This is a genomic window from Streptomyces sp. NPDC050264, assembly GCF_040655895.1.
Classification (GTDB): Bacteria; Actinomycetota; Actinomycetes; order Streptomycetales; family Streptomycetaceae; genus Streptomyces.
Genome location: NZ_JBFAKV010000039.1, coordinates 1 through 25,532, shown reverse-complemented (window position 1 = coordinate 25,532; position 25,532 = coordinate 1). Strand labels below are relative to the sequence as shown.

20 protein-coding genes are annotated in these 25,532 nt (G+C 71.2%); 9 read left to right on the top strand and 11 right to left on the bottom strand.

Translation table 11 applies throughout. The annotated features are described in order from the left end of the window. Nucleotides 1–431: 431 nt before the first annotated feature. A complete protein-coding gene (locus AB0J02_RS40495; RefSeq protein WP_363198922.1) occupies nucleotides 432–998 on the top strand; it encodes a DJ-1/PfpI family protein in 567 nt (188 codons plus the stop codon). Between the two features lie 415 nt (nucleotides 999–1,413). Here the strand turns inward: AB0J02_RS40495 and AB0J02_RS40490 are convergent, their stop codons facing one another. The 3 genes from AB0J02_RS40490 to AB0J02_RS40480 form a co-directional block, all read right to left on the bottom strand. Further along, entirely contained in the window at nucleotides 1,414–3,705 is a 2,292-nt protein-coding gene (locus AB0J02_RS40490) for a LuxR C-terminal-related transcriptional regulator (RefSeq protein WP_363198945.1), read from the bottom strand. A 180-nt stretch (nucleotides 3,706–3,885) separates the two neighbouring features. Beyond that, nucleotides 3,886–4,560, bottom strand: a complete 675-nt coding sequence (locus AB0J02_RS40485) for an HAD hydrolase-like protein (RefSeq protein WP_363198921.1) — start codon at nucleotides 4,558–4,560, stop codon at nucleotides 3,886–3,888. Between the two features lie 57 nt (nucleotides 4,561–4,617). Then, a complete protein-coding gene (locus AB0J02_RS40480) occupies nucleotides 4,618–5,133 on the bottom strand; it encodes a hypothetical protein (RefSeq protein WP_363198920.1) in 516 nt (171 codons plus the stop codon). Between the two features lie 312 nt (nucleotides 5,134–5,445). Between AB0J02_RS40480 and AB0J02_RS40475 the strand changes: the two genes are divergently transcribed. Continuing rightward, nucleotides 5,446–5,883 carry an Rv3235 family protein gene (locus AB0J02_RS40475; protein ID WP_363198919.1) on the top strand — a complete coding sequence of 146 codons (438 nt, stop codon included), beginning with the start codon at nucleotides 5,446–5,448 and terminating at the stop codon, nucleotides 5,881–5,883. A 94-nt stretch (nucleotides 5,884–5,977) separates the two neighbouring features. Here AB0J02_RS40475 and secA read toward each other — a convergent pair whose 3' ends face one another. After that, complete coding sequence (gene secA / locus AB0J02_RS40470) at nucleotides 5,978–8,788, bottom strand: preprotein translocase subunit SecA (RefSeq protein WP_363198918.1); 2,811 nt, start codon at nucleotides 8,786–8,788, stop codon at nucleotides 5,978–5,980. 197 nt (nucleotides 8,789–8,985) lie between these two features. Here secA and AB0J02_RS40465 point away from each other — a divergent pair, with 197 nt between their 5' ends. Together AB0J02_RS40465 and AB0J02_RS40460 are read left to right on the top strand one after the other, a co-directional pair. Next, nucleotides 8,986–9,558: a GNAT family N-acetyltransferase gene (locus AB0J02_RS40465; protein WP_363198917.1), complete on the top strand. Its 573-nt coding sequence runs from the start codon at nucleotides 8,986–8,988 to the stop codon at nucleotides 9,556–9,558. Nucleotides 9,559–9,587: 29 nt separating this feature from the next. Next, the gene (locus tag AB0J02_RS40460) at nucleotides 9,588–10,751 is read left to right on the top strand and encodes a crosslink repair DNA glycosylase YcaQ family protein (protein WP_363198916.1); all 1,164 of its coding nucleotides are present in this window, start codon (nucleotides 9,588–9,590) and stop codon (nucleotides 10,749–10,751) included. 25 nt (nucleotides 10,752–10,776) lie between these two features. Here the strand turns inward: AB0J02_RS40460 and AB0J02_RS40455 are convergent, their stop codons facing one another. The 7 genes from AB0J02_RS40455 to mtnA all read right to left on the bottom strand — a co-directional run bounded on the left by AB0J02_RS40455 (nucleotide 10,777) and on the right by mtnA (nucleotide 19,623). Beyond that, complete coding sequence (locus AB0J02_RS40455; RefSeq protein ID WP_363198915.1) at nucleotides 10,777–11,526, bottom strand: response regulator transcription factor; 750 nt, start codon at nucleotides 11,524–11,526, stop codon at nucleotides 10,777–10,779. A 219-nt stretch (nucleotides 11,527–11,745) separates the two neighbouring features. Further along, nucleotides 11,746–12,447, bottom strand: a complete 702-nt coding sequence (gene raiA, locus AB0J02_RS40450; RefSeq protein WP_363198914.1) for a ribosome-associated translation inhibitor RaiA — start codon at nucleotides 12,445–12,447, stop codon at nucleotides 11,746–11,748. 337 nt (nucleotides 12,448–12,784) lie between these two features. Next, on the bottom strand, nucleotides 12,785–13,573 hold the full coding sequence (locus AB0J02_RS40445) for a ComF family protein (RefSeq protein ID WP_363198913.1): 789 nt from the start codon (nucleotides 13,571–13,573) through the stop codon (nucleotides 12,785–12,787). A gap of 161 nt (nucleotides 13,574–13,734) precedes the next feature. Beyond that, nucleotides 13,735–15,501, bottom strand: coding sequence for an LpqB family beta-propeller domain-containing protein (locus tag AB0J02_RS40440; RefSeq protein WP_363198944.1), 1,767 nt, complete (start codon nucleotides 15,499–15,501; stop codon nucleotides 13,735–13,737). Between the two features lie 85 nt (nucleotides 15,502–15,586). After that, complete coding sequence (gene mtrB, locus AB0J02_RS40435; RefSeq protein ID WP_363198912.1) at nucleotides 15,587–17,737, bottom strand: MtrAB system histidine kinase MtrB; 2,151 nt, start codon at nucleotides 17,735–17,737, stop codon at nucleotides 15,587–15,589. A 1-nt stretch (nucleotide 17,738) separates the two neighbouring features. Next, nucleotides 17,739–18,428: a two-component system response regulator MtrA gene (gene mtrA / locus AB0J02_RS40430; protein WP_363198911.1), complete on the bottom strand. Its 690-nt coding sequence runs from the start codon at nucleotides 18,426–18,428 to the stop codon at nucleotides 17,739–17,741. A gap of 4 nt (nucleotides 18,429–18,432) precedes the next feature. Beyond that, nucleotides 18,433–19,623, bottom strand: coding sequence for an S-methyl-5-thioribose-1-phosphate isomerase (gene mtnA, locus AB0J02_RS40425; protein WP_363198910.1), 1,191 nt, complete (start codon nucleotides 19,621–19,623; stop codon nucleotides 18,433–18,435). A gap of 140 nt (nucleotides 19,624–19,763) precedes the next feature. On the opposite strand from mtnA, the gene AB0J02_RS40420 reads away from it, so the two are divergent. The 5 genes from AB0J02_RS40420 to AB0J02_RS40400 are packed head-to-tail and all read left to right on the top strand — an operon-like array spanning nucleotide 19,764 to nucleotide 25,406. Continuing rightward, nucleotides 19,764–21,098 carry a glycerophosphoryl diester phosphodiesterase membrane domain-containing protein gene (locus AB0J02_RS40420; RefSeq protein WP_363198909.1) on the top strand — a complete coding sequence of 445 codons (1,335 nt, stop codon included), beginning with the start codon at nucleotides 19,764–19,766 and terminating at the stop codon, nucleotides 21,096–21,098. A 22-nt stretch (nucleotides 21,099–21,120) separates the two neighbouring features. Continuing rightward, nucleotides 21,121–21,795 carry a DUF4129 domain-containing protein gene (locus AB0J02_RS40415; RefSeq protein ID WP_363198943.1) on the top strand — a complete coding sequence of 225 codons (675 nt, stop codon included), beginning with the start codon at nucleotides 21,121–21,123 and terminating at the stop codon, nucleotides 21,793–21,795. Further along, nucleotides 21,792–23,084 carry a DUF4350 domain-containing protein gene (locus AB0J02_RS40410; RefSeq protein WP_363198908.1) on the top strand — a complete coding sequence of 431 codons (1,293 nt, stop codon included), beginning with the start codon at nucleotides 21,792–21,794 and terminating at the stop codon, nucleotides 23,082–23,084. The genes AB0J02_RS40415 and AB0J02_RS40410 overlap by 4 nt, the downstream gene beginning before the upstream one ends. Next, entirely contained in the window at nucleotides 23,081–24,073 is a 993-nt protein-coding gene (locus AB0J02_RS40405; protein ID WP_363198907.1) for a MoxR family ATPase, read from the top strand. Before AB0J02_RS40410 ends, AB0J02_RS40405 begins: the two co-directional genes overlap by 4 nt. A 22-nt stretch (nucleotides 24,074–24,095) precedes the next feature. Beyond that, nucleotides 24,096–25,406, top strand: coding sequence for a DUF58 domain-containing protein (locus AB0J02_RS40400; RefSeq protein ID WP_363198906.1), 1,311 nt, complete (start codon nucleotides 24,096–24,098; stop codon nucleotides 25,404–25,406). Nucleotides 25,407–25,532: the final 126 nt, after the last annotated feature.

Here is a 25,532-nt window from a genome sequence, read left to right as displayed (position 1 = left end):
CTGTCGCGCGCCATTGCGTGACGTAGACGTGACGATCATGAATCGCTCGACATAACGCCGCGACGCGGGGTGTCCGGTCTGACTCGACGTTATGCCGGATTGGAAGAAGGGCGGACGGAAATGCGCCATTTTCAACGAACTGGCCATCTGCCCGAAACGATCAGTGGCTGAGCGCCGGGCACGGTCGCTGTGGCGACCCGTGTACTCCCGGCGCGGGCAGGGGGCGACGATGCCCCCGCGAGATATCGCGCTGATCACGGGACCCAGGCTATCGCTCCCCACGGGGGACCCGTCATGAGCTGCATGTGTACAAAACAAGCGTCGGAACTTTGACACTCTGCACAGAACCGCGCCCTCTTGCCAGGAGCACTGGGCGGCGGCAGGTTGGGCACGACGGCGGATACCGGTTCGTCGAGGGGAGCGTGTGACCAATGGCACCCAAGATCCTGATCGTGACCGGCGACGCGGCGGAGTCGCTGGAGGTCCTCTACCCGTACCAACGGCTGCGCGAGGAGGGATACGAAGTCCACATCGCGGCCCCGAACCGCAAGCAGCTGCGCTTCGTGGTGCACGACTTCGAGCCCGGCTTCGATACGTACACGGAGAAACCGGGCTACACCTGGCCGGCCGACCTGTCCTTCGCGGAAGTCGACCCGGGGCAGTACGCCGCCCTGGTGATCCCGGGCGGCCGGGCGCCGGAGTACCTGCGCGGCGACGGCGAACTCCGCAAGATCGTCAAGTCCTTCTTCGACACCGACAAACCCGTCGCCCAGATCTGCCACGGCCCGCTCCTGACCGCCGCGGTCGATGGCCTGCGGGGCCGCCGCGTGACGGCCTACCCGGCCCTCGAACCGGACATGCAGGCGGCCGGGGCCACCTTCCAGGACACGGAGACGGTCGTCGACGGCACCCTCGTCTCGGCCCGCGCCTGGCCGGACCACCCGAGCTGGATGCGGGAGTTCCTCACGGTGCTGCGGGCGAAGGCCCCGGTGGTCTGACAGCCCGCGGGGTCACGGCGGACCGTAGGAGAGGTGGCTGCCCCGCCGACGAGGGCAGCCACCGAAACGCACCGCTCCGGCACCACGACGAGGGACCGTTGCCACGACAGCCGTGGGGAGTTGACCATTACTGCCCGGCCCCCCGCCAAGCGCTACGTCCCGAAGCTCGGCGCGCATACAGCTAAGCGGGGCTGGTGGAGGCGGGGCATCGGTATGCCGGGAGACAGGTATACGCATCTCTGCGTAGGGGTGGGGCGTCCGTATACCTAGAGGGCGAGGTCGGGGCGCGGACCGGCGTCAACATGCGGCTCAGTAGCGCGAGCGTGCCGGGGCTTCCCGCCCTCGGGCGTCCCGGCCACGACCAGCCCCGCCAGGGGCGCGGGAAACTGCGCGCCCAGCCACCCACAACCGGCGCTCAGCCCCCCGAACTGTCCACCCGCCCCCACCCGGTGGCGACCTCCGTGCGGGACCCCACCCCGAGCTTCGCCAGAATGTGCTCGACATGCGCGTCAGCGGTCCGCTTGGAGATCACCAGCCGCTCCGCGATCTCCCGGTTGGACAACCCCTCGACCACCAACGCGGCCACCTCGCGCTCGCGCCGCGTCAGCGCATCACCCCCGGCGGCCCGCGCAGCGGAAACCGCGGGCCCCGGCGTATCGGCCCCGGCCAGCACGGCCTCCAGCACCCGGGCCCCGGAAAGCCGCGCCCCCACCTCGGTCCACCGCCGGAACTCCTCGTCCCCCAGGGCCCGCTGCACAGCGCCCCGCACGGCTTCCTGCTCCTCGAAGAGCGAGGGCAGCATGGCGATCGGATCCCCGGCGGCCAGCCGCCGCGCGTTCTGCGCGTACCCGAGCAACCAGGCGGCCCGCACGTACCGCTTCTCGTGCGCGGACGCCCAGCCGAGCCCGAGGCAGCACATCGCGGCGATGAGCACCTCGCCGACCTCGGCGGCGGCTTCCAGGGCCCGGCAGAGCGAGTCGAGCGCGTCCGCGCGCTCCCCGCCGAGCCACCGGATCAGCCCGTGCACGAGGAGCGTGGACGCGAACAGTTGCCGCTCGCCGGTCCGCTCCAGGTACGCGAGGCCGACGCGGCACAGTTCCAGCGCACGGTCGGTGTCGCCGAGCACTCCGAGCAGCAGCGCGCTTTCGTAGTGGACGACCGCGATGCCGAGCCCGTCGCCGCGTGCCACGATCCGCTGCCGCGCGTCCTCCAGCGCGGTCAGCCCTTCGGGTTCCCCGCACAGCGCGCGGAGGCCGCCGAGGTAGGCCTCGCAGAACAGCTCCACGCGGTCGTTGCCGGATGCCCGGGCCACCGCGACGGCCCGGTGGAACAGTTCCAGGGCGCCGGGCAGGTCCCCGGACCAGACGGCGAACAGGGCGACCATGAACCGTCCCCACGCCTGTTCCTCACCCACCTCGTCGAGAAGTCCGAGCCCCTTCTCGATCCAGTAGCGCCCTTCGGACAGCACCCCGAGCGCCCGCCAGAAGGGCCCCAGCTGCGCGGCGAGCCACAGCCCCTCAGCCGCCGACTCCGGGTTCTCATAGGCGTATTCGAGCGCGGCCCGCAGGTCGGACGTCTCGGCACGCAGCAGCCGGTAGTGCGCGGGCTGCGCGGGCGTGAGGAACTCCTCCCAGTAGCGTCGGCCGAGCTCCCGGTAGTACGCGAAGTGCCGCTCCCGGACGGCGGCCTCCTGCCCGGTCTGCGCCAGCCACTCGGCACCGTACTCACGGATCGTGTCGAGCAGCCGGTAGCGGCCGCCGTTCTCCCCGATGCGCTGGACGACGGATTTGTCGACGAGCCCGATCAGGCACTCCAGGACCTCACTGTCGGCCAACTCCCCTCCCGCGCCGACCACTTCGACGGCCGACAGTTCGAAGGAGCCGGCGAAGACGGACAGCCGCGCCCACAGCAGCCGTTCCTGCGGTGTGCACAGTCCGTGCGACCAGCCGATGGCCGTACGCAGTGTCTGATGCCGGGTCAGGGAGGTGCGGCGGCCACCGGTGAGCACCTCGAACCGCTGGCCGAGCCGCTCCACCAGCTGTTCGAGCGACACGGCCCGCAACCGCACCGCGGCCAGTTCCAGTGCGAGCGGGATGCCGTCCAACCGCCCGGCAAGCGCGGCGAGTTGTTCGCGGTTGGCGTCGGTCACGGCGAACCCGGGCACGACGGCCGCGGCCCGCTGCACGAACAGTTCCAGGGCGTCGTCGGGTTCGAGCGGCGCGATGGCGCAGCAGTGTTCGCCGGGCACATCGAGCGGCTGCCGGCTGGTGGCGAGGACACTCACCCCGGCCGCCTCCCGCAGGAGCACATCGGCGAGCATCGCGCACGCGTCGACGAGATGCTCACACGTGTCGAGGACGATGAGCAGCTGCCGCCCCCGCAGATGCTCGACGATCACGTCGAGCGGCTCCATACCGACCTGCTCGGGGAGTTGGAGCACGGCGGCGAGCGTCACGGGGATCAGCTCGGGGTCGCGCAGCGCACTCAGCTCGACCAGCCACACGCCGTCGGGGAACCGCCCGGCGAGCCCGGCCGCCGCCCGCAGCGCGGTACGGCTCTTGCCGACCCCTCCGGGCCCGACCAGCGTGACCAGCCTGGCCCGCTCGAACGCGCCCTGGACCTGCGCGAGTTCGTCCGCTCTGCCGACGAACGTGGTGACCTCGACGGGCAGTTGACCGCCACGCCGCTGCCCGAAGCCGAACTCCATGCTTCCATCCCCCGTCGCGCCGTACCGCACCACCGCGCTCATCACGCTCATCACGCTCACCACAGGGTACGCAGCGCCATGCGGAGCGTGAGCGAATCGGCGCAGAAGCCCCGGGGACGCCGGCCGTGAGGTAGAGAGCAGTGGCCACCAGCAGGGACAAGGGGACGGACACGACGCGCTTCAGGCCGCCGCGACGATCCGTTCCGCCTCGCGCACCGCCTCCGCGAGCGTGTCCACGACGGGCGCCCCCACCCCTTCGAGGCTGGCCCGGCTGTGCGAACCGCCCGTGTAGAGCACGGCCCGCGCGCCCGCGCCCAGCGCGGCGACGGCATCGTCCGCGGCGTCCCCGATCACGACGGTCCGCTCCGGCGCCACACCCCGCAGCGCGCCCAGGTGCCGCACCATGTGCTCGGCCTTGCTGCCGCCGGAGGGCCCGGTCCGGCCGTCGACCCGGACGAACCGCTCGGTGATCCCCAACTGCCGCACCAACGGCACCAGTTCCTCATGCCCGTACATGCTCAGGATGGACTGGCTGCGCCCGGCGTCCTGCCATCCGGCGAGCAGCAGATCCACGCCCTCGGCGAGCCCGCACGCCACGGAGTGCAGTGCGTACTGCCGATGGAACGCCTCGTCCATCACGTCCCACTCGGCGGCGGTGGGCAGCCGTCCCATCAGCCGCTCGTAGAACTTGGGCACCGGCACGCAGTACAGCGCGCGGTACTTCTCCAACGTGATCGGGGCGAGCCCGATCTCCTCGAAGGCCGCGTTGGTGGCGCGGATGATCGCGTCGTTGTCGTGGAACAGGGTCCCGTTCCAGTCCCAGACGATGTGCGCCACGGCTATGTGCTTCCCCATGCGAGAGAACGTACCCCTCGCGCTCCGGGGCGCCACATGCCCTGGTTCCGCACCACCTCAGTACCCGCGGCCCACCAGGTTCGCGATCTCCTGCGTGGCGAACCACAGCAGCTCGTGGTCCTCGGCCCCGTCCACCACGAACTGCGCGTCGTCGTCCCCGTGGTCGGCGGCGCCGAGCGCGGCCGCCGCGGCGGTGACGTCGGCCTCGGCGTCGTCCGCGTCCACGTGCACGGCGGCGGCCTTGGCCAGCCGCACGGTCTCGCGCACGGACACCTCGCCGAGCGCGGTCGGGTCGAGCCCGCTGTCGGGGTCGACGACGGCCGCCTTGTCCGCCACGTCCACGGCGAGGACGACCCGCCGCCGCGCCGCGTCGGGCTCCCCGGCGAGCAGTCGCAGCGAGGCCAGCGCGGCGCGGTTGAGGGCCGCGTACTCCAGTTCCTCGATGTCGTCGGAGAGGTACCACTCGCGCAGTGCGGGCGTCACGGCGTAGGCGGTCAGCGGCGCGGGCCCCAGCTCGCCCACCTTGTACGCCTCTGCGAGGCGGGGCAGGGACAGAGGTACGTACACGCGCATGACGGGCCGCTTTCGTCGTCTTCGGAGCCGTGCTCACGGTCGGTCGGAGCCGTGCTCATGGTCGAACGGGGCCTTCAGGATACGTGCGGGAGTCCCCCTTCGGACTGCCGACCGCCCCTCGCACGCACGTCAACGGGGCCGACCCCGGCCACTCGCCACGCCCGCCCGATCACCGGCCCGTCCGCCGCCCGGCCACCCGGATAGGTGAACTCCCCGCCCCTGCCCGACCGGCTCCGTCCTCTCTTGCGCGGGCCTCGCCGGAGCCCGTACAAGATCCCCACACAGAGTTACCGACTGGTATCCGGAGGCGACATGCAGAAGGTGATGACCAGGCGGGGGCCCCGCGGAACCACCCGGCCCCCGACCCGCCGGGACTCCCGGCGCCCGGCCGACCACCGGGTGCCGCCGCAGGCCCCGCCGCACCCGACCGAGCTCTTCACGCAGCGCCTGCTCCTGGTCCTGTCCGGCCACAAGCCCCCGTACTGGTTCGCCCGCCACACCGCGAACCAGGCCTACGACGACCTCCTGTGGCTGGTGGCCCGGCGTCCTCTCGGCACCGGGGGTCCCCGCCCGACGATCCACCGCATCGGCCATTTCGAACCGTCGACCGGCACCTACGAGGTCTTCGCCCGCATCACCGCGGGCCCCCGCCTGCACGCCCTGGCCTTTCGCCTCCACCTCTCCCACGACCATCGCTGGCGCGTCACAGCGGTGGAACTGGACGGCCGCCCGCCCCGGGACACGTTCTGAAAAGGCAGCTGAGACAAAGGAAGGACCGGGCACACCGTGCCCGGTCCTTCCCAGAAAATGCGCCCTTCAGGAAACGCCCCTCAAAAAGCGACTGTCACTTCTTGCGACGACGGCCCTTCGACTGCTTCCTGCGCTCGGCCCGGGTCAGCCCGTCCGACTCGGACCGCGCCGGCCCGTCCTCGGTCAGGAAGTCACCCTCGTCGACGCCGCCCTCGGCGTTCGGCGCCTGGAAGTGCAGCCGGTCGGGCCGCTGCGGAGCGTCCAGGCCCTTGGCCCGGATCTCCGGACGGGAGCCGGCCTGCGCCGGGATCGCGTCCTCCTTGTCGAGCGACGTGGTGGGCGCCGCGTCCTCGACCGGGACCTCCTCGACCTGCTGCTCGACCTGGACCTCCAGGTTGAACAGGTAGCCGACGGACTCCTCCTTGATGCCCTCCATCATGGCGGTGAACATGTCGAAGCCCTCGCGCTGGTACTCGACCAGCGGGTCCTTCTGCGCCATGGCGCGCAGGCCGATGCCCTCCTGGAGGTAGTCCATCTCGTAGAGGTGCTCGCGCCACTTGCGGTCGAGCACGGAGAGGACCACACGCCGCTCCAGCTCACGCATGATCTCGGCGCCGAGCTGCTCCCCGCGCTCCTCGTACTGCGCGTGGATGTCGTCCTTGACGGCCTCGGCGATGAACTCGGCGGTCAGACCGGCCCGGTCACCGGCCTCCTCCTCCAGCTCCTCCACCGTCACCTTGATCGGGTAGAGCTGCTTGAAGGCGCCCCACAGCCGGTCGAGGTCCCACTCCTCGGCGAAGCCCTCGGCGGTCTCGGCGCCGATGTACTCGTCGATGGTGTCGTCCATGAAGTGCACGACCTGCTCCTGCAGGTCCTCGCCCTCCAGGACGCGGCGGCGCTCGCCGTAGATGACCTCGCGCTGGCGGTTGAGCACCTCGTCGTACTTCAGGACGTTCTTACGCGTCTCGAAGTTCTGCTGCTCGACCTGCGACTGGGCGGAGGCGATGGCGCGGGTGACCATCTTGTTCTCGATCGGCACGTCGTCCGGCACGTTCGCCATCGACATGACGCGCTCGACCATCTGCGCCTTGAAGAGCCGCATCAGGTCGTCGCCGAGCGAGAGGTAGAACCGCGACTCGCCGGGGTCGCCCTGACGGCCGGAACGACCGCGCAGCTGGTTGTCGATACGCCGCGACTCGTGCCGCTCGGTACCAAGGACGTACAGCCCGCCCAGGTCCTTGACCTCTTCGAACTCCGCCTTGACGGCCAGCTCGGCCTTCTCCAGGGCGGCGGGCAGGGCCGCGGCCCACTCCTCGACGTGCTCGACGGGGTCGAGGCCCGCCTGGCGCAGCTCGGCCTCGGCGAGGTCGTCCGGGTTGCCGCCGAGCTTGATGTCGGTACCACGGCCGGCCATGTTCGTGGCGACGGTGACGGCGCCCTTGCGGCCGGCCTGGGCGATGATCGGCGCCTCACGGTCGTGCTGCTTGGCGTTGAGCACCTCGTGCTGGATGCCGCGCTTGCTGAGCTGCTGCGAGAGGTACTCGGACTTCTCGACCGACGTCGTACCGACGAGGATCGGCTGGCCCTTCTCGTGCTTCTCCGCGATGTCGTCGACGACCGCGTCGAACTTGGCGACCTCGGTGCGGTAGATCAGGTCGGCCTGGTCCTTGCGGACCATCGGCTTGTTCGTCGGGATCGGCACGACGCCCAGCTTGTAGATCTGGTGGAACTCGGCGGCCTCGGTCATCGCCGTACCGGTCATGCCGGAGAGCTTGCCGTAGAGGCGGAAGAAGTTCTGGAGGGTGATGGTCGCCAGGGTCTGGTTCTCATCCTTGATGTCCACCCCTTCCTTCGCCTCGATCGCCTGGTGCATGCCCTCGTTGTAGCGGCGGCCGGCGAGGATACGGCCGGTGTGCTCGTCGACGATCATGACTTCGCCGTCGATGACGACGTAGTCCTTGTCCTTCTTGAAGAGTTCCTTGGCCTTGATGGCGTTGTTCAGGTACCCCACGAGCGGGGTGTTCACCGACTCGTAGAGGTTGTCGATGCCCAGCCAGTCCTCGACCTTGGCGACGCCGGGCTCGTGGATGGCGACGGTGCGCTTCTTCTCGTCGACCTCGTAGTCGCCGGTCTCCTCGATGCCCTTCAGCTGGTTGCCCGCCTCGCCCTTCTTGAGGCGCGTGACGAGCTTGGCGAAGTCGCCGTACCACTTGGTGGCCTGGTCGGCGGGGCCGGAGATGATCAGCGGCGTACGGGCCTCGTCGACGAGGATGGAGTCGACCTCGTCGACCACCGCGAAGTTGTGGCCGCGCTGGACGAGCTCGTCCTGCGACCACGCCATGTTGTCGCGCAGGTAGTCGAAGCCGAACTCGTTGTTCGTGCCGTAGGTGATGTCGCAGTTGTACTGCTCGCGGCGCTGCGCCGGCGTCATGTTCGCCAGGATGCAGCCGACGCTCAGTCCCAGGAACTTGTGGACGCGGCCCATCATCTCGGAGTCGCGCTCGGCCAGGTAGTCGTTCACCGTGATCAGGTGGACGCCCTTGCCGGACAGCGCGTTCAAGTACGTCGGCAACGTGCCGACCAGGGTCTTGCCCTCACCGGTCTTCATCTCGGCCACGTAACCGAGGTGGAGTGCGGCGCCGCCCATCAGCTGGACGTCGTAGGGACGCTGGCCCAGGACGCGCCTGGCGGCCTCACGCACCGTCGCGAAGGCCTCGGGCAGCAGGTCGTCGAGGGACTCGCCGTCCTCGAAGCGCTGCTTGTACTCATCCGTCAGGGCGCGCAGCTCGGCGTCGGAGAGACTCTCGAAGTCCTCTTCGATGGAGTTGACCTGGTCCGCGATGCGGTGCAGCTTGCGCAGGATCTTGCCTTCGCCTGCACGCATGATCTTCTGGAGGACGGACACGCGGTTGGTCTCCTTGCCGGTCGGGCCTGGCACGGTCGGTTACTCAAGCGACAGCCTGAGCAACGGCCATCGTATGCGAGGACCCCACCGCGCCGGGAGGTCTGCCGTGAGGTCCAACGGACAGGGCCCTCGGAAGGTGCCGGTAAGGGACACGAAAAGTGGTGACATCCCTCCATGACGCCGAGCACAATCGGGCGATGGACCCCGTGACGCTGACCACCGGCCGCCTGCAACTGCGCACATTCGTGCCCGCCGACATCGACGAGGTGTGGGCGGCGGTCCAGGATCCCGAGATCCAGCGCTGGGTCCCGGTCCCCTCGCCGTACGCGCGCGTGGACGCGGAATACTTCGTGCTGCGCATGGTCGCGGACGGCTGGCGCACCGACACCGAGTACACGTTCGCCCTGCGCACCGAGGAGTACGGCCCGGTCCTCGGCGCGATCTCGCTGCACCACCCGCGCGCGGGCGCCTGGGAGATCGGCTTCTGGACCGCCAAGGAGCACCGCGGCCGCGGCTACATGCGGGAAGCCGCCCTCGGCCTGGCCCGCTGGGCCTTCACCGACCTCGCCTGTACGCGCCTGGAGTGGCGGGCCGAAGTGGGCAACGTGGGCTCGCGTGCGGTCGCCGAGAAAGCCGGTTTCACGATAGAGGGCGTGCTGCGCTCGGGCCTGCTCAACAAGGGAGTGCTGCGCGACTGCTGGATCGGCGCCCTGCTCCCCTCGGACCTGGGCCTGCCGTGCCCCCTGCCCTACCTGCCGATGCCCGCCTGACTGTCAGTGCCCGGCCTTATCGTTCGGACATGACGACCTTGCCGCGTCCCGCCGCCGATCTGTCCGCCGACGAAGCCCGCCGCATCGCGCTGCGCGCCCAGGGCTTCCTCGGCGCCCCGGACCGCAGGGGCGGGGTCCGTGGCGTGCTGCGCCACCTCGGCGCGGTCCAGCTCGACACGATCTCGGTGCTGGCCCGCTCCCACGAGCTGATTCCGTACGCGCGTCTGGGCGCGGTCGGCCGCAAGAAGGTCGAGTCGGCGTACTGGAGCGACGGTCACGCTTTCGAGTACTGGTCGCACGCGGCGTGCATCCTGCCGGTCGAGGAGTGGCCGCACTTCGCGTTCCGCCGCCGCGCCTACCGCACCCGCCCGCACTGGCACCACGACCTGCCCGACGGGGCGTACGAGCAGGTGATCAAGCAGCTGCGCGCCGAGGGCCCGCTCACCGCGACCGAGCTGGGCGGCGCGAAGAACAAGGGCGAGTGGTGGGACTGGTCGGAGTCGAAGATCGCCGTCGAGCGCGCGCTGATGTACGGCGAGGTGGTGTGCGTCGAGCGCCGCGGCTGGAAGCGGGTCTACGACCTGGCGGAGCGCGCGATCCCCGCCGAACTGCTCCATGACGACATCGACGACCGGGAGTGCGTGCGCCGTCTGGTCCGCCAGGCGGGCGAGGCGCTGGGCGTCGGCACCCGCGCGGACATCGCGGACTACCACCGTCTGAAGAGCGAGCAGTTCGACGCGGTGGTCGAGGCCACCGGACTGGTCCCGGTGACGGTCCAGGGCTGGTCCAAGCCGGCCTGGGCCGATCCGGCGGCGCTGGCGTCGACACCGCGCGGCCGCCACCGCACCACGCTCCTGTCGCCGTTCGACTCCCTGGTCTGGGAGCGGGCGCGCACGGAGCGGATCTTCGGTTTCACCCACCGTCTGGAGGCGTACGTCCCCAAGCCGAAGCGGATCCACGGCTACTTCGCGATGCCGGTCCTGGCCGGCGGCCGTCTGGTGGGCCGTGTCGACCCCGCCCGCGAGGGCAGCACACTCATCGCCAGACAGGTCTCGCTGGACGGCCCGAAGGCGGTCCAGGCCGTGGCGGAAGCCCTGCTGGAGGCGGCGGCCTGGGTCGGCTGCGACAGCGTACGGGTGGAGCGCGTGGACGCGGCGGAGCTCAAGCCGGCCCTGGTGAAGGCACTCACCTGAGCGCGTCTGCCGAGTGCCGCCGCGGCTATTGGATCTCGAGGATCTTCTCGCGCATCGCGTAGACGACGGCTTCCATCCGGGAGTGCAACTGCAGCTTCTCCAGGATGTTGCGCACGTGGTTCTTCACGGTGTTCTCCGAGATGAACAGTTCCTTGGCGATGTCCCGGTTGTTCATTCCGGTGGCGACGAGCTTGAGCACTTCCAGCTCCCGGTCGGTCAGCCGGGGCGCGGGCACGAGCCGGCGCTCGTCGGTGCGCTGGATCATCGACTTGAACTCGGTGAGCAGTTTGGACGCCATCGACGGGCTGATCTGCGACTGCCCGTCGGCCACCGCGCGAATGGCCGTGGCCACCTCGTCGGTCGAGATCTCCTTGAGGAGATAGCCGGTCGCGCCCGCCTTGATAGCGTCGTAGAGATCCGCTTCCTCGTCGCTGATCGTCAGCATGATGATCTTGGCACTGGGCGCCACCTCCTTGATGGAGGTGCACGCCTCGATGCCGCCCCTCTTGGGCATCCGGACGTCCATGAGGATGATGTCCGGCAGCAGGTCGGCCGCCTTGTCCACCGCCTCCGCACCGTCGCCCGCCTCACCGACGACCTGGATGTCCTCCTCGGCCTTGAGCACGATCTCAAGGCCGCGCCGGAACAGTGCGTGGTCGTCGACCACAAGGACCCGGATGGGCTCCTTGCGCGGGGAGCCCGCGTCCGGTCCCATGCCGGCGCCGTCGGCAGCGCCGGCGTCCTCGCCCCGCATCGGTCCGAAGCTGTCCGCCATCGTTCCTCCCCCTGAAGGCCGTGGCCCGTCTTCCTGTGCCGCGCCAACCCGAGGCGCCGTCACGCCGGTTGACCCGGCACAGCCATGATTTCATGCCGCGGCGCCCGCGCGACGACGGTGCGGTGCACCGGGGGGTCGCACAAAGGTGCCCCCGGGGGCGCACACGCACTCCAGGGGCACCGGATGAGTGGGTTTTCGGACAGTCGGGCCCGAGCGGGCTCAGCCGCCGATGGCGTCGCCCGCGTCGGCGCTGCGCACCTCGGCGTCGGTCACCATGGGATCGGTGCTGAGGTGGATGACGCCGTAGTCGTAGGCGTGGCGCCGGTAGACGACGCTGGGTTCCTTGCTCTCGGAGTCGACGAACAGATAGAAGTCGTGCCCGACCAGCTCCATCTCGTAGAGCGCCTGGTCGAGTGTCATGGCTGCCGCCACGTGCGTCTTCTCGCGCACGATGAGCGGGCCTTCGCCCTGGACCTCGAGCGATCCCATCTTGGTGGTCGGTACGCCGTCGCCCTCGGTCTCGTCCCTGGCGATCGAACCGTCCCCGTTCAGCGTCGCGGCGTCCGGGACGCGCTCGGCGACCTCGGCCGCCGAGATCCGCTTGGTACCGCGCCGCGTCGACCGCTTGCCGTGCTCCTTGCGCAGTTGTGCGTCCAGCTTGTCCGTGGCGAGGTCGAGCGCCGCGTACGGGTCGCTGGCCGCGGCTTCCGCCCGGATCACCGGGCCCCGGGTGCGCAGCGTGATCTCCACGCGGTCGCACCGGTCGGCCTGTCGGGGGTTGGGCTCCTTGGACACCTCGACGTCGAGGCTGATCACCTTGCCGTCGAGCTTCTGGATCTTGTCCAGCTTCAGCTTCTCGGCCACGTGCTTGCGGAACCGCTCCGGCACCTCGGTCTTGCGGCCCTTGACGACGATGTCCACGCAGAACTCCGTTCCCGGATAGCTCCGCTCCTGAGGCGGAGCTTCTCCCTTTTGCACCAGGCTCCGGCCACTTCCGGAGCCTCGGACTCGGTGACGTCCACCTCCTCCTCCCCCACGGACAAGATCTCCACCCCACCGTCCCGGGTGATTGCGAGAATCTCTGTGCAATCCCATGGCACGGCATTCCGATATGCGAGGTACGGCGGCTGCCTTTTACAGCCAAGTTCCTCACAACCGAACATATCTCGCCCGGACGGATGTCGTCACCCTCTACTGGCGCGTACCTCCATCCAGATGAAATAACCCTCTCTCTACCTGCAACGACGTAGATTCTCAGTCAGTTCCGGTTTATTTCGAAGGAATCCGGAGACGCGGCGATCACCGCGGCTCCGACCATGCCAGGGCCCGCCATTCCGGGCTCTGCCGCGGAGCGTTCCCGGCCCGCTCCGCCTTCTCCGCTACCCGCTGCCGAACGGGTCAATACATGTATTGCGCGGGCCGCCTCCACCAAAGACGCGCCGGTCGTCATGAGGTCGTCGACCAGCACAATCCGGCCAACTTCTCGGAGCAGCCCGACGCTTGCGCCCACCGCCTCCAGCGCACCGGTCACATTCGCGAGCCGCTGCCGTGCGTCGAGCCCCGCCTGGTCGGCCACCGCACGCCGCTGCCGCAGGACGGCCAGCACCCTGACGGACACGCCCGCGCGGCGCAGCTCGGCCGCCGCCGCGTATGCGATCCGCCGCATCGGGTCGTGCCCGCGCGCCCGCACGGCCCGGGGCGCGGAGGGCACGGGGACCAGCGCCACGACCCCCGTACCGCCGCCGTGCCCCGGTGCGGGCAGCCCTTCCCGTACGGCCCCGGCGAGGGCCACGCCGAGCGGCCCGGCCAGCCCGAGCGCGCCGCGCTCCTTGTGGGCGAGCAGCACGGCACGCGCCGCGTCCCGGTACGGCGCGGCCGCGTGCACGACGGGCAGCCCCGGCGGCTCCGGCCGTGGCCGCACCCGGCTGGGCACGTCGCCGCGCAACGCCGCCGAGCACCGCGCACACAGCGACGTACGCGACCTGCCGCAGCCTGCGCATTGGGCCGGCAGCACCAGGTCGGAGAGGTCCTGCCACCACCCCCGCATATCCACCACTGTGCCAACACGCGCGCCTGGCTGCCACCCCTGTGGACAACGCCCTGTGGACAACTGGGCAGCGCTGCCGGGAGGTTGACCGTGCGCAGCCCCCGACCGTCGTCCTACGCCGCCCCGGACAGCTCGGGCCCGCCCCCGGAGGGACAAGTGCGCTACCCCGGGTAGACCGGCGCCGTCCCGTCCTTCAGCACCGACTGCCACGCGGCCCCGGAGGGCAGCCGCACGATCCCGTCGTCCGAATGCGCCAGCAGCGGCAACCTGTCGTCCTCGGACGCGGCGATCTCGCTCACCCGGGTCAGCCCCGGCAGGGCCTGCCCGGTCGGCGTGGACCCGTCGGACTGCACGTACCGCATCTGCTGCAGCCCACCGGCCTCCCGGCCGACCACCACGAGCCGGCTGCCGCCCGCCCACGACACGGCCGTGACATCCTCCATGTCGGGTGCGGCGGAGCGCAGATCGGCCACCGAGAGCTCGACGCCGCCCTTCCCGTCGGACTGCCGCCCGACGCGTCCGATGCGCAGCGTCGTCGCACCCTTCTCCTTCACGAGCAGCGCGATGCGCAGGCCGTCGGCGGACATCTTGACCGTCTCGATCCGGGCGTCGTCGGCGAGCCCCTCGACGGAGACCTCCTGCATCCTGTCGCCGAGACCCTGTCCGAACGCGAGCAGCCGCGGGTTCTTCCGGTCCCGGTCGGCCACCCACAGGTCCCCGCGCCCGTCCCAACTGGGCGTCGACAGGCCGTCCTTCGCGTCCGCGGCCTGGCTGTGCACCAGCGCGTCACCCAAGGAGGCGCTGCTGACGAACGACGCCACGTACAGCGACCGGCCGTCGCTGGACACCCCCGCGGCGCGCTCCTGGTCGCGCGAGACCGCCACGGAGCGAAGGGGCTGCTCGCCCTGGCCGAGCGGCCCCTGCACCCGCTCGGGGTCCTGGTCGGAGCGGCTGTTCCCGGGCATCCGTACGAGCCGGCCCTTGCTGTCGAGGAAGTACTGGTCGTCCGGGACGGGGGACCTGCGCGGCGCCACGAAGGAGTCGGCGTCGTCCTTGTCCAGCGCGCACATGAGGCTGCCGTCGGGGCGCTTGAGCGCGACCTCGCTCACGCTCGACGACGACAGGTCCCGCAGCGAGAACAGCAGCTGGGCCGCCATCTCCTTGCATTTGGTCATGGTGACCGTGTCCGCGTCCTTCTTCAGCTTCAGCGGCACCGTCAGCTTGTTCGCGTCGTCCGGGGCGAGCGACTCCACGCCGTCCTTGAGCTCCGCGCCCGTCGGGAACGCCGTCCGCACCCCGCGGTCCAGCCAGCGTGTCGGCCCGGCGAGGACCTCCTTGACCGTCTCGGTCAGCGGGTCCGTCCACTGCCGTACGAAGACGGGATCGGCGACGAGCTGCCGCTGCGGCGCACCGTCCTCGGCCCCCGAATTCACCGCGTAGTAGTACTTGTTGACGGACTGGTAGATGCGCCGGAAGTCGTTCTTGCCGAGCACGACGCCCATCGGCAGGCTGTCGATCCGCCACTGGTTTCCCTTGGCGGTCTTGACCAGCGACAGATGCAGGTTCGTCTCGTACTGCTTCGCTTTCGGCTGGTAGGCCTGCTGCTGGTCGACCGCGGCGACCTGGCTGCCCGACAGCACGAAGGAGCGGCCCTCGTTGCCCGCGTTCTGCTGGCTCTCCGGCCGCGGGCTCGGTCCGTCGGCGAGCACCACGGTCTCGTGCTCCGGCCGCCAGCTCTTCGCGGCCTGCGGCGTCAGATACTTACGCGCCATCGAGTACGAAGGATCGTCACTGGTCAGCGCCTCAAGGAAGCCCTCGACCACGTTCAAGGGGCTGGCACCGTCCCGCGGCGGCAGCGCGAAGACCCGCACCTGCGAGTCCGGCCGCTGCGACGCCTCGACCGATTCGAGCCCACCGCTGTCCGGCATCGACGCGCACCCGGCGAGCACGATCACACCGCACCCGGCCAGCGCACCGGCCCGTACCGCGCGCCGCCGACGCGACGCCTGCTGCTCACTCACGACCGCCGTCGCTCCCCTCGCCGCGCTCGTCGGTTTCCGCGGTACGGCGTCCGCCCACGGCCACGTCACCCCGCCACGCGCCGGAACCGGGGCGCGTCCCGTCCGGCCCGCTCCCGTCGAGCTCCGTCGCGTCCACCGGCTCGACGGGGCCCACCTCACCGTCTCGCTCCTCCGGCTGCCGCGGCACGCTCGCACCGCCGCCGCGGGACACCACGCGCGAGCCGTTGCCCGGCAGCGCCGTCGGATCGGCGGACACCGCGGTCTGCGCGAAACGCGGCGCCATCGGCGCCTGCGCCGGCCGGGGCGGTATCTGGGCCGGCACCGTCGCGAGCTTCCTGCCCTCGCCGGCGACCGGCCCCGCCTCGCCGGACTCCCGGGCACGCCGCGAGTCCTCCGGCTCCAGCGGTATCGGCGAACCGCGCAGCGGCTCGTCGGCCGTCCGCGGCAATGTGAGCCGGAACTGCGAGCCACCGCCCGGCTCGCCCCACGCCTGCAGCCAGCCGCCGTGCAGCCGCGCGTCCTCCAGGGCGATCGACAGGCCAAGCCCGGTGCCACCGGTGGTACGCGCGCGTGCCGGGTCGGCCCGCCAGAAACGGCTGAACACCCGGGTCGCCTCGCCCGGCTTGAGCCCGACCCCGTAGTCGCGCACCGCCACGGCGACGGCGCCGCCCGCGGCCGCGAGCCGCACCACGACGTCCTTGCCCTCACCGTGCTCCACGGCGTTCACGACCAGGTTGCGCAGGACGCGCTCCACGCGCCGGGCGTCCGCCTCGGCCACCACCGGCTGCTCGTCGCCGACGACGCGCACGTGCGTGCCCTTGCGCTCGGCGAGCGGCTCGGCACCGCCGACGACCCGGCGGACGACCTCCCGCAGATCTATCGGCTCGGCTTCCAGCGCCGCAGCGCCGGCGTCGAACCGGCTGATCTCCAACAGGTCGGCCAGCAACGACTCGAACCGGTCCAGCTGGTCGGCGAGCAGCTCCGCGGAGCGCGCGGTCACCGGATCGAAGTCGACCCGCGCCTCGTGAATGACATCGGCTGCCATCCGTACGGTCGTCAGCGGCGTCCGCAGCTCATGGCTGACGTCGGACACGAACCGCCGCTGCATCCGGGAGAGATCCTCCAGCTGCTGGATCTTCAGATGCAGGTTCTGCGCCATCTTGTTGAAGGCCTCGCCGAGGCGCGCGATGTCGTCCTCGCCGGTCACCTTCATACGTTCCTGGAGACGGCCCGCCGAGAGCCGCTCGGCCACCCCGGCCGCCATCCGCACGGGCGTGACGACCTGCCGCACGACGAGCCACGCGATGGCCCCGAGCAGGACGACCACGAACAGTCCGGCCGTCGCGAGGGTGCCCTTCACCAGACCCAGGGACTTCTCCTCCTGGGTCAGCGGGAAGAGGTAGTACAGCTGGTACGCCTGGCCCTGCGGGTCGGTGAGCCGCTTGCCGATGACCAGGGCCGGCTGCGAATCGCCGCTGCTGTAGATGATCCGCGCGTACTCCTGCGACGCGCCCGTCATCCGGTCGACCCGCGCGCGCAGGTCGTCGGGCACACTGCGGTCCGGCACCACGCCGCCGGAACCGCGCGGACCCCGTCCGTTGCCGCTGTCCGTGTCACCAGGACTGAGCGTCACGACGTCGAAAGCGCCCTTACCGCCGCTGGAGAGCTGTGTGACGAGGTCGCTCAGCCAGCTGTTGGGGACCTGACTGGTGCGGCTCTCCTCGGACGCGCCGCCGCCCGAGCCGGTCACCGTCAGGTCCGCCTTGTCCTTGGCCGCGCGGAATCCGCCCTCGGCCTGGCTCTGTGACGCCTTCACCTTCGCGTCGAGCAATCCGTTGCGCACCGAGCCGATGACGACGATGCCGAGCAGCAGCACCACACCGAGCGACATCAGCAGCGTCGTGACGACGACCTTCAGCTGGATGTTGCGCCGCCACAGCCGCATCGCGGGCAGCAGCGGGCGCCGCACCCAGCGGGTGAACAGACGCAGCACCGGGCTGCCGTTCATCCCGCCCTGGAGCAGCAGCCCGCCGTCCGTCACCCGGCGCAGCCAGGAGCCGCGCCCGGCCGCCGGTCCCACAGGCCGCTCCGAGCGAGACCCCCGCTTGCCGGGGGGCGCCGAAGCGGCACTGTCCCGGGACACGTCAGCTCGGCCCTGCCTTGTAACCGACGCCACGGACGGTCACCACGATCTCCGGCCGCTCGGGATCCTTCTCGACCTTCGACCGCAGCCGCTGCACATGCACGTTGACCAGGCGGGTGTCCGCGGCGTGCCGGTAGCCCCAGACCTGCTCGAGGAGCACCTCACGCGTGAACACCTGCCACGGCTTGCGCGCGAGAGCGACCAGCAGGTCGAACTCCAGCGGCGTCAGCGCGATCGACTGCCCGTCCCGCTTCACCGAGTGCCCGGCCACATCGATGACCAGGTCACCTATGGCCAGCTGCTCGGGGGCGGGCTCCTCCGACCTCCGCAGCCGCGCCCGGATCCGGGCGACCAGCTCCTTCGGCTTGAACGGCTTGACGATGTAGTCGTCCGCACCCGACTCCAGGCCCACGACCACATCGACGGTGTCGCTCTTCGCCGTGAGCATCACGATCGGAACCCCGGACTCCGCCCTGATCAGGCGGCACACCTCGATGCCGTCCCTGCCGGGCAGCATCAGGTCCAGGAGAACCAGATCAGGCTTGGTCTCACGGAAAGCGGCCAGCGCCCTGTCGCCGTCAGCTACGAACGACGGCTCAAAACCTTCACCACGCAGCACAATGCCGAGCATCTCGGCCAGTGCCGTGTCGTCGTCGACGACAAGGACTCGTCCCTTCATGGACCACATCATCCCATTAGCTACTCGTTACCTGGCGTGACCTGGAACACAGCTCACCCAGGCTCTCAGCTGTCACAGGCGAAACAACGCCCCACTCTGTGACGATTGCCGTCACCAAATCAGCCGGCGTCACGTCGAACGCGGGGTTGTACGCCTGCGTTCCCAGCGGTGCCACCGGAATCCCGCCTCCTGCCTCCATTCCGGCCAGCGGCGCCTGCGGCGCCGTGACCTCTGTCACTTCGTGTCCGGCCCGCTGCTCCACCTCGATGGACGCACCGTCGGCCGTCTCCAGGTCCACGGTCGTCACCGGCGCCACCACGATGAACGGCACGTGGTGATAGCGCGCCAACACGGCGAGCGGATAGCTCCCCACCTTGTTGGCCACCGAACCGTCGGCGGCGATCCGGTCCGCCCCGATGAGCACCGCGTCCACCTCACCGGCGGCGAACAGCGACCCCGCGGCGTTGTCCGTGAGCAGCGTGTACGCCATCCCGTGCCGCGCGGCCTCGTAAGCGGTCAGACGTGCACCCTGCAACAGCGGACGCGTCTCGTCCACCCACAGCCGGCGCAACTGCCCCATGCGGTGCGCGGCGAGCGCCACGGCGAAGGCGGTGCCCTCACCGCCGGAGACCAGCGCCCCGGTGTTGCAGTGCGTCAGAATGCGGTGGTTCCCGCCGGGCAGCAGCTCATCGAGCAACCGCAGCCCGTACCCGGCCATCTTGACACTGGCCTCGGCATCTTCCTGATGCAGCGCCCGCGCGGCGGCGAGCGCCGCCGCCGCCGCGGCCCGCTCCCGTACGGCCGCCTCGCCACCCGGCCCGCTCTCCAGCGCGGCGCGGTACGCCTCCTGCGCCCTGCGCACGCCGTACCCGAGGTTGACCGCGGTGGGCCGCGCCCCCGCCAGCGCGTCCGCCGCGTCCCGCACGTCGAACCCACGGGCCGCCGCGAGCGCCACCCCGTACGCACCCGCGATGCCGAGCAGCGGAGCCCCGCGCACGGCCAGGGACCGGATCGCCTGCACCAGACCCTGCGGGTCCGTGCACACCAACTCGACTTCCTCGGCGGGCAGCCGCGTCTGGTCGAGCAGTACCAGAACCGGCCCTTCGGCCGGTTCCTCCCATCGGATCGCCGACAGGTCGACAGTCTTGGGCTGTATGTCTTCGCTGTGCCGTATGTCCTCACCGGATTGCGCGTACTGATCAGCCATCCGCCCAGTCTGCCCCGTACAGGCCCGACAATTGAAGGTGTCCAGCCCTTACGGGGCCAGGTCACCTGGCGCCCACCCCATGGCACGATGGCAGCCAACCTGCCGCCGCGACCGCGGACGGGCACCTTGAAGGAGCGACGATGAACGACACTCCGGGCTGGGCATCGCCCGGATCCGCCCCCTCCGACGGCCCCGACGGCAACCGCCAGGACGACGGAGGCGGCGACGCCCAGGGCGCCGGCCCGCAGGACACCGCGGGCCAGGGCCCCCAGTGGTCCAAGGAACAGCCACCGCCCGCCCAGTGGTCCGCCCCCTCCGGCTCGCCCAATTCCGACTCCGGCCAGACCCCGCCACCGCCGCCGCCACCTCCCGGCCAGGGCGGCCAGGGCTGGGGCGGTCAGGGCTGGGGCAACCAGCCGCCCGGCGGACCGGGCGGCTACGGCAGCCCCGGCGGCTGGGGACCCGGTGCCTGGGGCAGCGGCCCGCCGCCCGCCGCCAAGCCCGGCGTCATCCCGCTGCGCCCGCTCGGCGTCGGCGAGATCCTCGACGGCGCGGTGTCCACGATGCGCACGTACTGGCGCACCGTCCTCGGCATCTCGCTCACCGTCGCCGTGATCACCGAAGTCCTCGTCGTCCTCCTCCAGGGCTTCGTCCTCGACGACTCGACCACCGACGCCCTCGACGACCCCAGCGCCAGCGCGGGCGAGGTCACCCGCGCCATGGGCGGGATCCTGATCGGCTCCGGCGTGGTGCAGGTGGTCACGCTGCTCGGCACGATCGTCGCCACGGCCCTGCTCACCACGGTCACCAGCCGTGCCGTGCTCGGCCGCTCGGTCACCATCGGAGAAGCCTGGCGCGACGCCCGCCCGCAGCTCCTGCGGCTGCTCGGCCTGACGCTGCTGCTGCCGCTGATCGCCGCCGCGATCGTCTTCGTCGGCACGATCCCCGGCATCCTCGTCGCCGTACTCGGCTCGTCCAACGGAGGCCTCGCCCTCGCCGTCATCGGCGGCCTCGCCGGACTCGTGGTCGCCATCTGGCTGATGATCCGCTTCTCGCTCGCCTCGCCCGCGCTGATGCTGGAGAAGCAGACCATCCGCAAGGCCATGAGCCGCTCCACCAAGCTCGTCCGCGGCGCGTGGTGGCGGGTCTTCGGCATCCAGATCCTCGCGTCGATCATCGCCGGTGTCGTGGCGTCGATCATCCTGGTCCCCTTCAGCCTCATCGCGGGAACGGTCAGCGGCGACGGCCTCGGCAGCTTCCTCGACAGCAGCGGCGACGTGGGCTGGACCTTCCTGATCATCAGCGGCATCGGCGCCGTGGTCGGCTCCACCATCACCTTCCCGATCACCGCGGGCGTCACCGTGCTGCTCTACATCGACCAGCGCATCCGCCGCGAGGCCCTCGACATCGAACTCGCCGGCGCCGCGGGCCTGCAGGGCTACGGCGGCACCCCCGGCGCCACCCCGGGGAGCTGATGCGGTGAGCGCGCCAGGGGGAGTGCTCAGAGCCTCGGTCCGGCTGACGAGCGCCGGCGGCGACGAGCCACCGGTGACTATCCCGCGTGATCCCGCGCGGGAAGCGGCCGAGCGCGAGCTGTCCAAGCCCGCGTACCACGAGAATGACCCGAGCTGGTTCGTACGCGCCCTGAACAAGTTCTGGGAGTGGGTCGACAAGCTGTTCTCCGCCGCCTCCGACGCCACTCCGGGCGGCACGCTCGGCCTGGTCGTGATCCTGATCGCCGTCGTCGCCGTGGCGATCGCCCTGTGGTGGCGCCTCGGCACCCCCCGCCGCTCCCCCGTCCCGGCGGCCCCGCTCTTCGACGACCGTCCGCGCAGCGCCGCCGAACACCGCGCGGCCGCCGAGGCGCACGCCGCCCAGGGCCACTGGAACCAGGCCGTCCAGGAGCGGATGCGCGCCCTTGTCCGCTCCCTGGAGGAGCGCGCCCTGCTCGACCCGCGCCCCGGCCGCACCGCCGACGAAGCCGCCTCGGAAGCCGCCCGGCCGCTCCCCGGCCACGCGGACCGCCTGCACGCCGCGGCCCGCGACTTCGACGACGTCGCGTACGGCGGCCGCACCGCCACCCCGGACACGTACCAGCGCCTGGCCGCCCTGGACACCGAGGTGGAGAGCGCCACCCCGGCCCTGGCCGCCGCCCCGGGAGCGCCCCGGTGACCCGGCCCCGCACCTCGAACTCCCGCCAGGACAGCGGCAACCAGGGAGACCAGCAGCCCGCCGCGGCCTCGACGACGCTCACGGCACCGCCACCCCCGGCCCCTGCCTCCGGCGACACCTCCGTCACCCCCACGGCCCGCCAGGTCTGGACCCGCACGCGCGGCATCGCCCTCGCCCTCGTCCTCCTCCTGATCGCCGGCGTCGCCATCGCGGCCGTCCGCTCCGGAGAGAAGCACGGCACGCTCGACCCGCGCTCCGCCGACCAGTACGGCAGCCGGGCCGTCGCCGAACTGCTCGCCGACCACGGCGTCGACACCCGCCTGGTCACCACGACCGCGGAAGCCCGCGCCGCGACCGACCGCGACACCACCCTCCTGGTCGCCGTCCCCGACCTGCTCACCCCGCACCAGCAGGAGCAACTGCGGGCCGCGACCGCAGACTCCGGCGGCCGTACGCTCCTCGTCGCCCCCGGCGCCGCGTCCGTCGGCCGACTGGCCCCCGGGGTCACCGCGGACTCCAAGCCCAGCACCGACACGACGCTCGCCCCGGCCTGCTCCCTGCCTGCGGCCCGCCGAGCCGGCCCCGCCGACACGGGCGGCCACCGCTACAACACGAAGCTCGCCGACGCCGAATCCTGCTATCCGAGCGACGGCTCCCCCACCCTCCTTCGCCTGCCCTCGACCACAACCGACGGCGACACGGTGGTCATCGGCTCCCCCGACATCCTGATCAACGACCGCCTCGACGAGCAGGGCAACGCCTCGCTCGCTCTCCAACTCCTCGGTACCCACCCGCACCTGGTCTGGTACCTCCCCTCCCTCTCCGACGACGCCGCGGCCGGCGACGCACAGAACGACCGCAGCTTCTTCGACCTGATCCCCAGGGGCTGGCTCTGGGGCACCCTGCAGCTCTTCATCGCGGCAGCCCTGACCGCCCTGTGGCGCGCACGCCGTCTGGGCCCCCTGGTCGCCGAGCGGCTGCCCGTCGCGATCCGCGCCTCCGAAACGGTCGAAGGCCGCGCCCGCCTCTACCGCAAGGCGAACGCCCGCGACCGCGCCGCCACGGCCCTGCGTATCTCCACCCGCACCAAGCTCGCCCCCCTCATCGGCGTCCCCCCGTCCCAGGCGCACTCACCGGAGACCTTCCTCCCCGCCCTGGCACGCCAACTCCCGACGCCCGACCAGGACTTGCACACCCTCCTCTTCGGCCCTGCGCCGACCTCCGACGCAGCGCTCATCGCACTCGCCGACCACCTCGACGCCCTCGAAAGAGAGGTACGGAATTCATGATGGACCCGACCACTGACAACGCCGGGCCCACGACGGATCCCCGCAGCTCACGAGCGTCCCTGGAGGCCCTGCGCGCCGAGATCGCCAAGGCCGTGGTCGGCCAGGACCCCACCGTCACGGGCCTGGTCGTGGCCCTGCTCTGCCGCGGCCACGTCCTCCTCGAGGGAGTCCCCGGCGTAGCGAAAACGCTTCTCGTACGAGCCCTCGCGGCATCCCTCGAACTCGACACCAAGCGCGTCCAGTTCACCCCGGACCTGATGCCCAGCGACGTCACGGGCTCGCTGGTCTACGACACCCACACCTCACGCTTCTCCTTCCAGCCCGGCCCGGCCTTCACCAACCTCCTCCTCGCGGACGAGATCAACCGGACCCCGCCCAAGACCCAGTCCTCCCTCCTGGAAGCCATGGAGGAGCGCCAGATCACGGTCGACGGCACCCCGCGCCCGCTCCCCGAGCCGTTCATGGTGGTGGCGACCCAGAACCCGGTCGAGTACGAGGGCACCTACCCTCTCCCCGAGGCCCAACTGGACCGCTTCCTCGTCAAGTTGAACGTCCCCCTGCCCAACCGCCAGGACGAGATCGACGTCCTGACCCGGCACGCCGCCGGCTTCAACCCCCGTGACCTGCACGCGGCCGGCATCCGCCCGGTCGCCACGGCAGCCGACCTCGAAGCGGCCAGGGCCGCGGTCGCGAAGACCACGATTTCCCCGGAGATCACGGCCTACGTGGTCGACATCTGCCGCGCGACCCGCGAATCCCCGTCGCTCACCCTCGGCGTCTCCCCGCGAGGCGCCACGGCCCTGCTCGCGACGGCCCGCGCCTGGGCCTGGCTGACCGGCCGCGACTACGTCATCCCCGACGACGTCAAAGCCCTCGCCCTCCCCACGCTCCGCCACCGCATCCAGCTCCGCCCGGAGGCAGAGATGGAAGGCGTCACCCCGGACGCGGTCATCAACGCGCTCCTCACCCACGTCCCCGTCCCCCGCTGACCGGCCCGGAGACGACAACGACATGGCCCTCACCGGACGTACGGCCCTGCTCGCCGCCCTGGGCTCCCTCCCCATCGGGATCTGGGAGCCCGGCTGGACGGGCATCCTCGCCGTCAACGCCCCCTTGGCACTGGCCTGCGCCTGCGACTTCGCCCTCGCGGCCCCCGTACGCCGACTACGCCTGACCCGCTCGGGCGACACCTCCGTACGCCTCGGAGACCCGGCCGACGTCACCCTGACGATCACCAACCCCTCGCGCCGCCTCCTCCGCGCGCGCCTGCGCGACGCGTGGGCCCCCAGTGCCTGGCTCCCGGGCACGGAACACGACGCGTCCCGCCACCACGTGACGATCCCCGCGGGCGAACGCCGCCGCGTCACGACCCGCCTGCTGCCCACCCGCAGAGGCGACCGCCAGGCGGACCGCGTAACCGTCCGCTCCTACGGGCCACTCGGCCTGTTCACCCGCCAGGGAACCCACGCCGTCCCCTGGACGGTCCGTGTGCTGCCGCCGTTCCACAGCCGCAAACACCTCCCCTCCAAACTGGCCCGGCTGCGCGAACTCGACGGCCGCACCAGCGTGTTGACCAGAGGCGAGGGCACCGAATTCGACAGCCTCCGCGAGTACGTCCCCGGGGACGACACCCGCTCCATCGACTGGCGCGCGACCGCCCGCCAATCGGCGGTGGCCGTCCGCACCTGGCGCCCGGAACGCGACCGCCACATCCTGCTGGTCCTCGACACGGGCCGTACCTCGGCAGGCCGCGTCGGCGACGCACCGCGCCTGGACGCCTCGATGGACGCGGCCCTCCTCCTGGGAGCCCTGGCCTCCCGGGCCGGCGACCGTGTCGACCTCTTGGCCTACGACCGCCGCGTCCGCGCCCTGGTCCAGGGCCGCACAGCCGGCCAGGTCCTCCCGGCCCTGGTCAATGCCATGGCCCCCCTGGAGCCCGAGCTGGTCGAAACAGACGCCCGAGGCCTCACCGCCACGGCCCTGCACACGGCCCCCCGCCGCTCCCTCATCGTCCTTCTTACGTCTCTGGAGGCAGCCCCGGTCGAGGAGGGCCTCCTCCCCGTCCTCTCCCGCCTGACGAAACGCCACACGGTGATCGTCGCCTCTGTGGCCGACCCCGCGGTCGACATGATGGCCGCGGCCCGGGGCACAACGGAGTCCGTGTACAACGCGGCCTCAGCGGCCCAGGCCAAGGCAGAGCGTCTCCGTACCGCGGAGAAGCTCACCCGCCACGGCGTCTCCGTCGTGGACGCGACCCCCTCCGAACTGGCCCCCGCTCTCGCGGACGCGTACCTCTCCCTGAAATCAGCCGGCCGCCTCTGAGGGGGCGGCGGCACCCCGCCTGGAACGCAATAAAGCCGCAACCCCCGAGCAATCGCTCGGGGGTTGCGGCTTTATCAAATTTAGTTCGGCGGCGTCCTACTCTCCCACAGGGTCCCCCCTGCAGTA

Bases quoted from the DNA above. Each gene is read 5' to 3' on its own strand.
- AB0J02_RS40495 (WP_363198922.1), top strand. From the start codon at position 432: ATGGCACCCAAGATCCTGATCGTGACCGGCGACGCGGCGGAGTCGCTG.
- AB0J02_RS40490 (WP_363198945.1), bottom strand. From the start codon at position 3,705: ATGGAGTTCGGCTTCGGGCAGCGGCGTGGCGGTCAACTGCCCGTCGAG.
- AB0J02_RS40485 (WP_363198921.1), bottom strand. From the start codon at position 4,560: ATGGGGAAGCACATAGCCGTGGCGCACATCGTCTGGGACTGGAACGGG.
- AB0J02_RS40480 (WP_363198920.1), bottom strand. From the start codon at position 5,133: ATGCGCGTGTACGTACCTCTGTCCCTGCCCCGCCTCGCAGAGGCGTAC.
- AB0J02_RS40475 (WP_363198919.1), top strand. From the start codon at position 5,446: ATGCAGAAGGTGATGACCAGGCGGGGGCCCCGCGGAACCACCCGGCCC.
- AB0J02_RS40465 (WP_363198917.1), top strand. From the start codon at position 8,986: ATGGACCCCGTGACGCTGACCACCGGCCGCCTGCAACTGCGCACATTC.
- AB0J02_RS40460 (WP_363198916.1), top strand. From the start codon at position 9,588: ATGACGACCTTGCCGCGTCCCGCCGCCGATCTGTCCGCCGACGAAGCC.
- AB0J02_RS40455 (WP_363198915.1), bottom strand. From the start codon at position 11,526: ATGGCGGACAGCTTCGGACCGATGCGGGGCGAGGACGCCGGCGCTGCC.
- AB0J02_RS40445 (WP_363198913.1), bottom strand. From the start codon at position 13,573: ATGCGGGGGTGGTGGCAGGACCTCTCCGACCTGGTGCTGCCGGCCCAA.
- AB0J02_RS40440 (WP_363198944.1), bottom strand. From the start codon at position 15,501: ATGCCGGACAGCGGTGGGCTCGAATCGGTCGAGGCGTCGCAGCGGCCG.
- mtrA (WP_363198911.1), bottom strand. From the start codon at position 18,428: ATGATGTGGTCCATGAAGGGACGAGTCCTTGTCGTCGACGACGACACG.
- mtnA (WP_363198910.1), bottom strand. From the start codon at position 19,623: ATGGCTGATCAGTACGCGCAATCCGGTGAGGACATACGGCACAGCGAA.
- AB0J02_RS40420 (WP_363198909.1), top strand. From the start codon at position 19,764: ATGAACGACACTCCGGGCTGGGCATCGCCCGGATCCGCCCCCTCCGAC.
- AB0J02_RS40405 (WP_363198907.1), top strand. From the start codon at position 23,081: ATGATGGACCCGACCACTGACAACGCCGGGCCCACGACGGATCCCCGC.
- AB0J02_RS40400 (WP_363198906.1), top strand. From the start codon at position 24,096: ATGGCCCTCACCGGACGTACGGCCCTGCTCGCCGCCCTGGGCTCCCTC.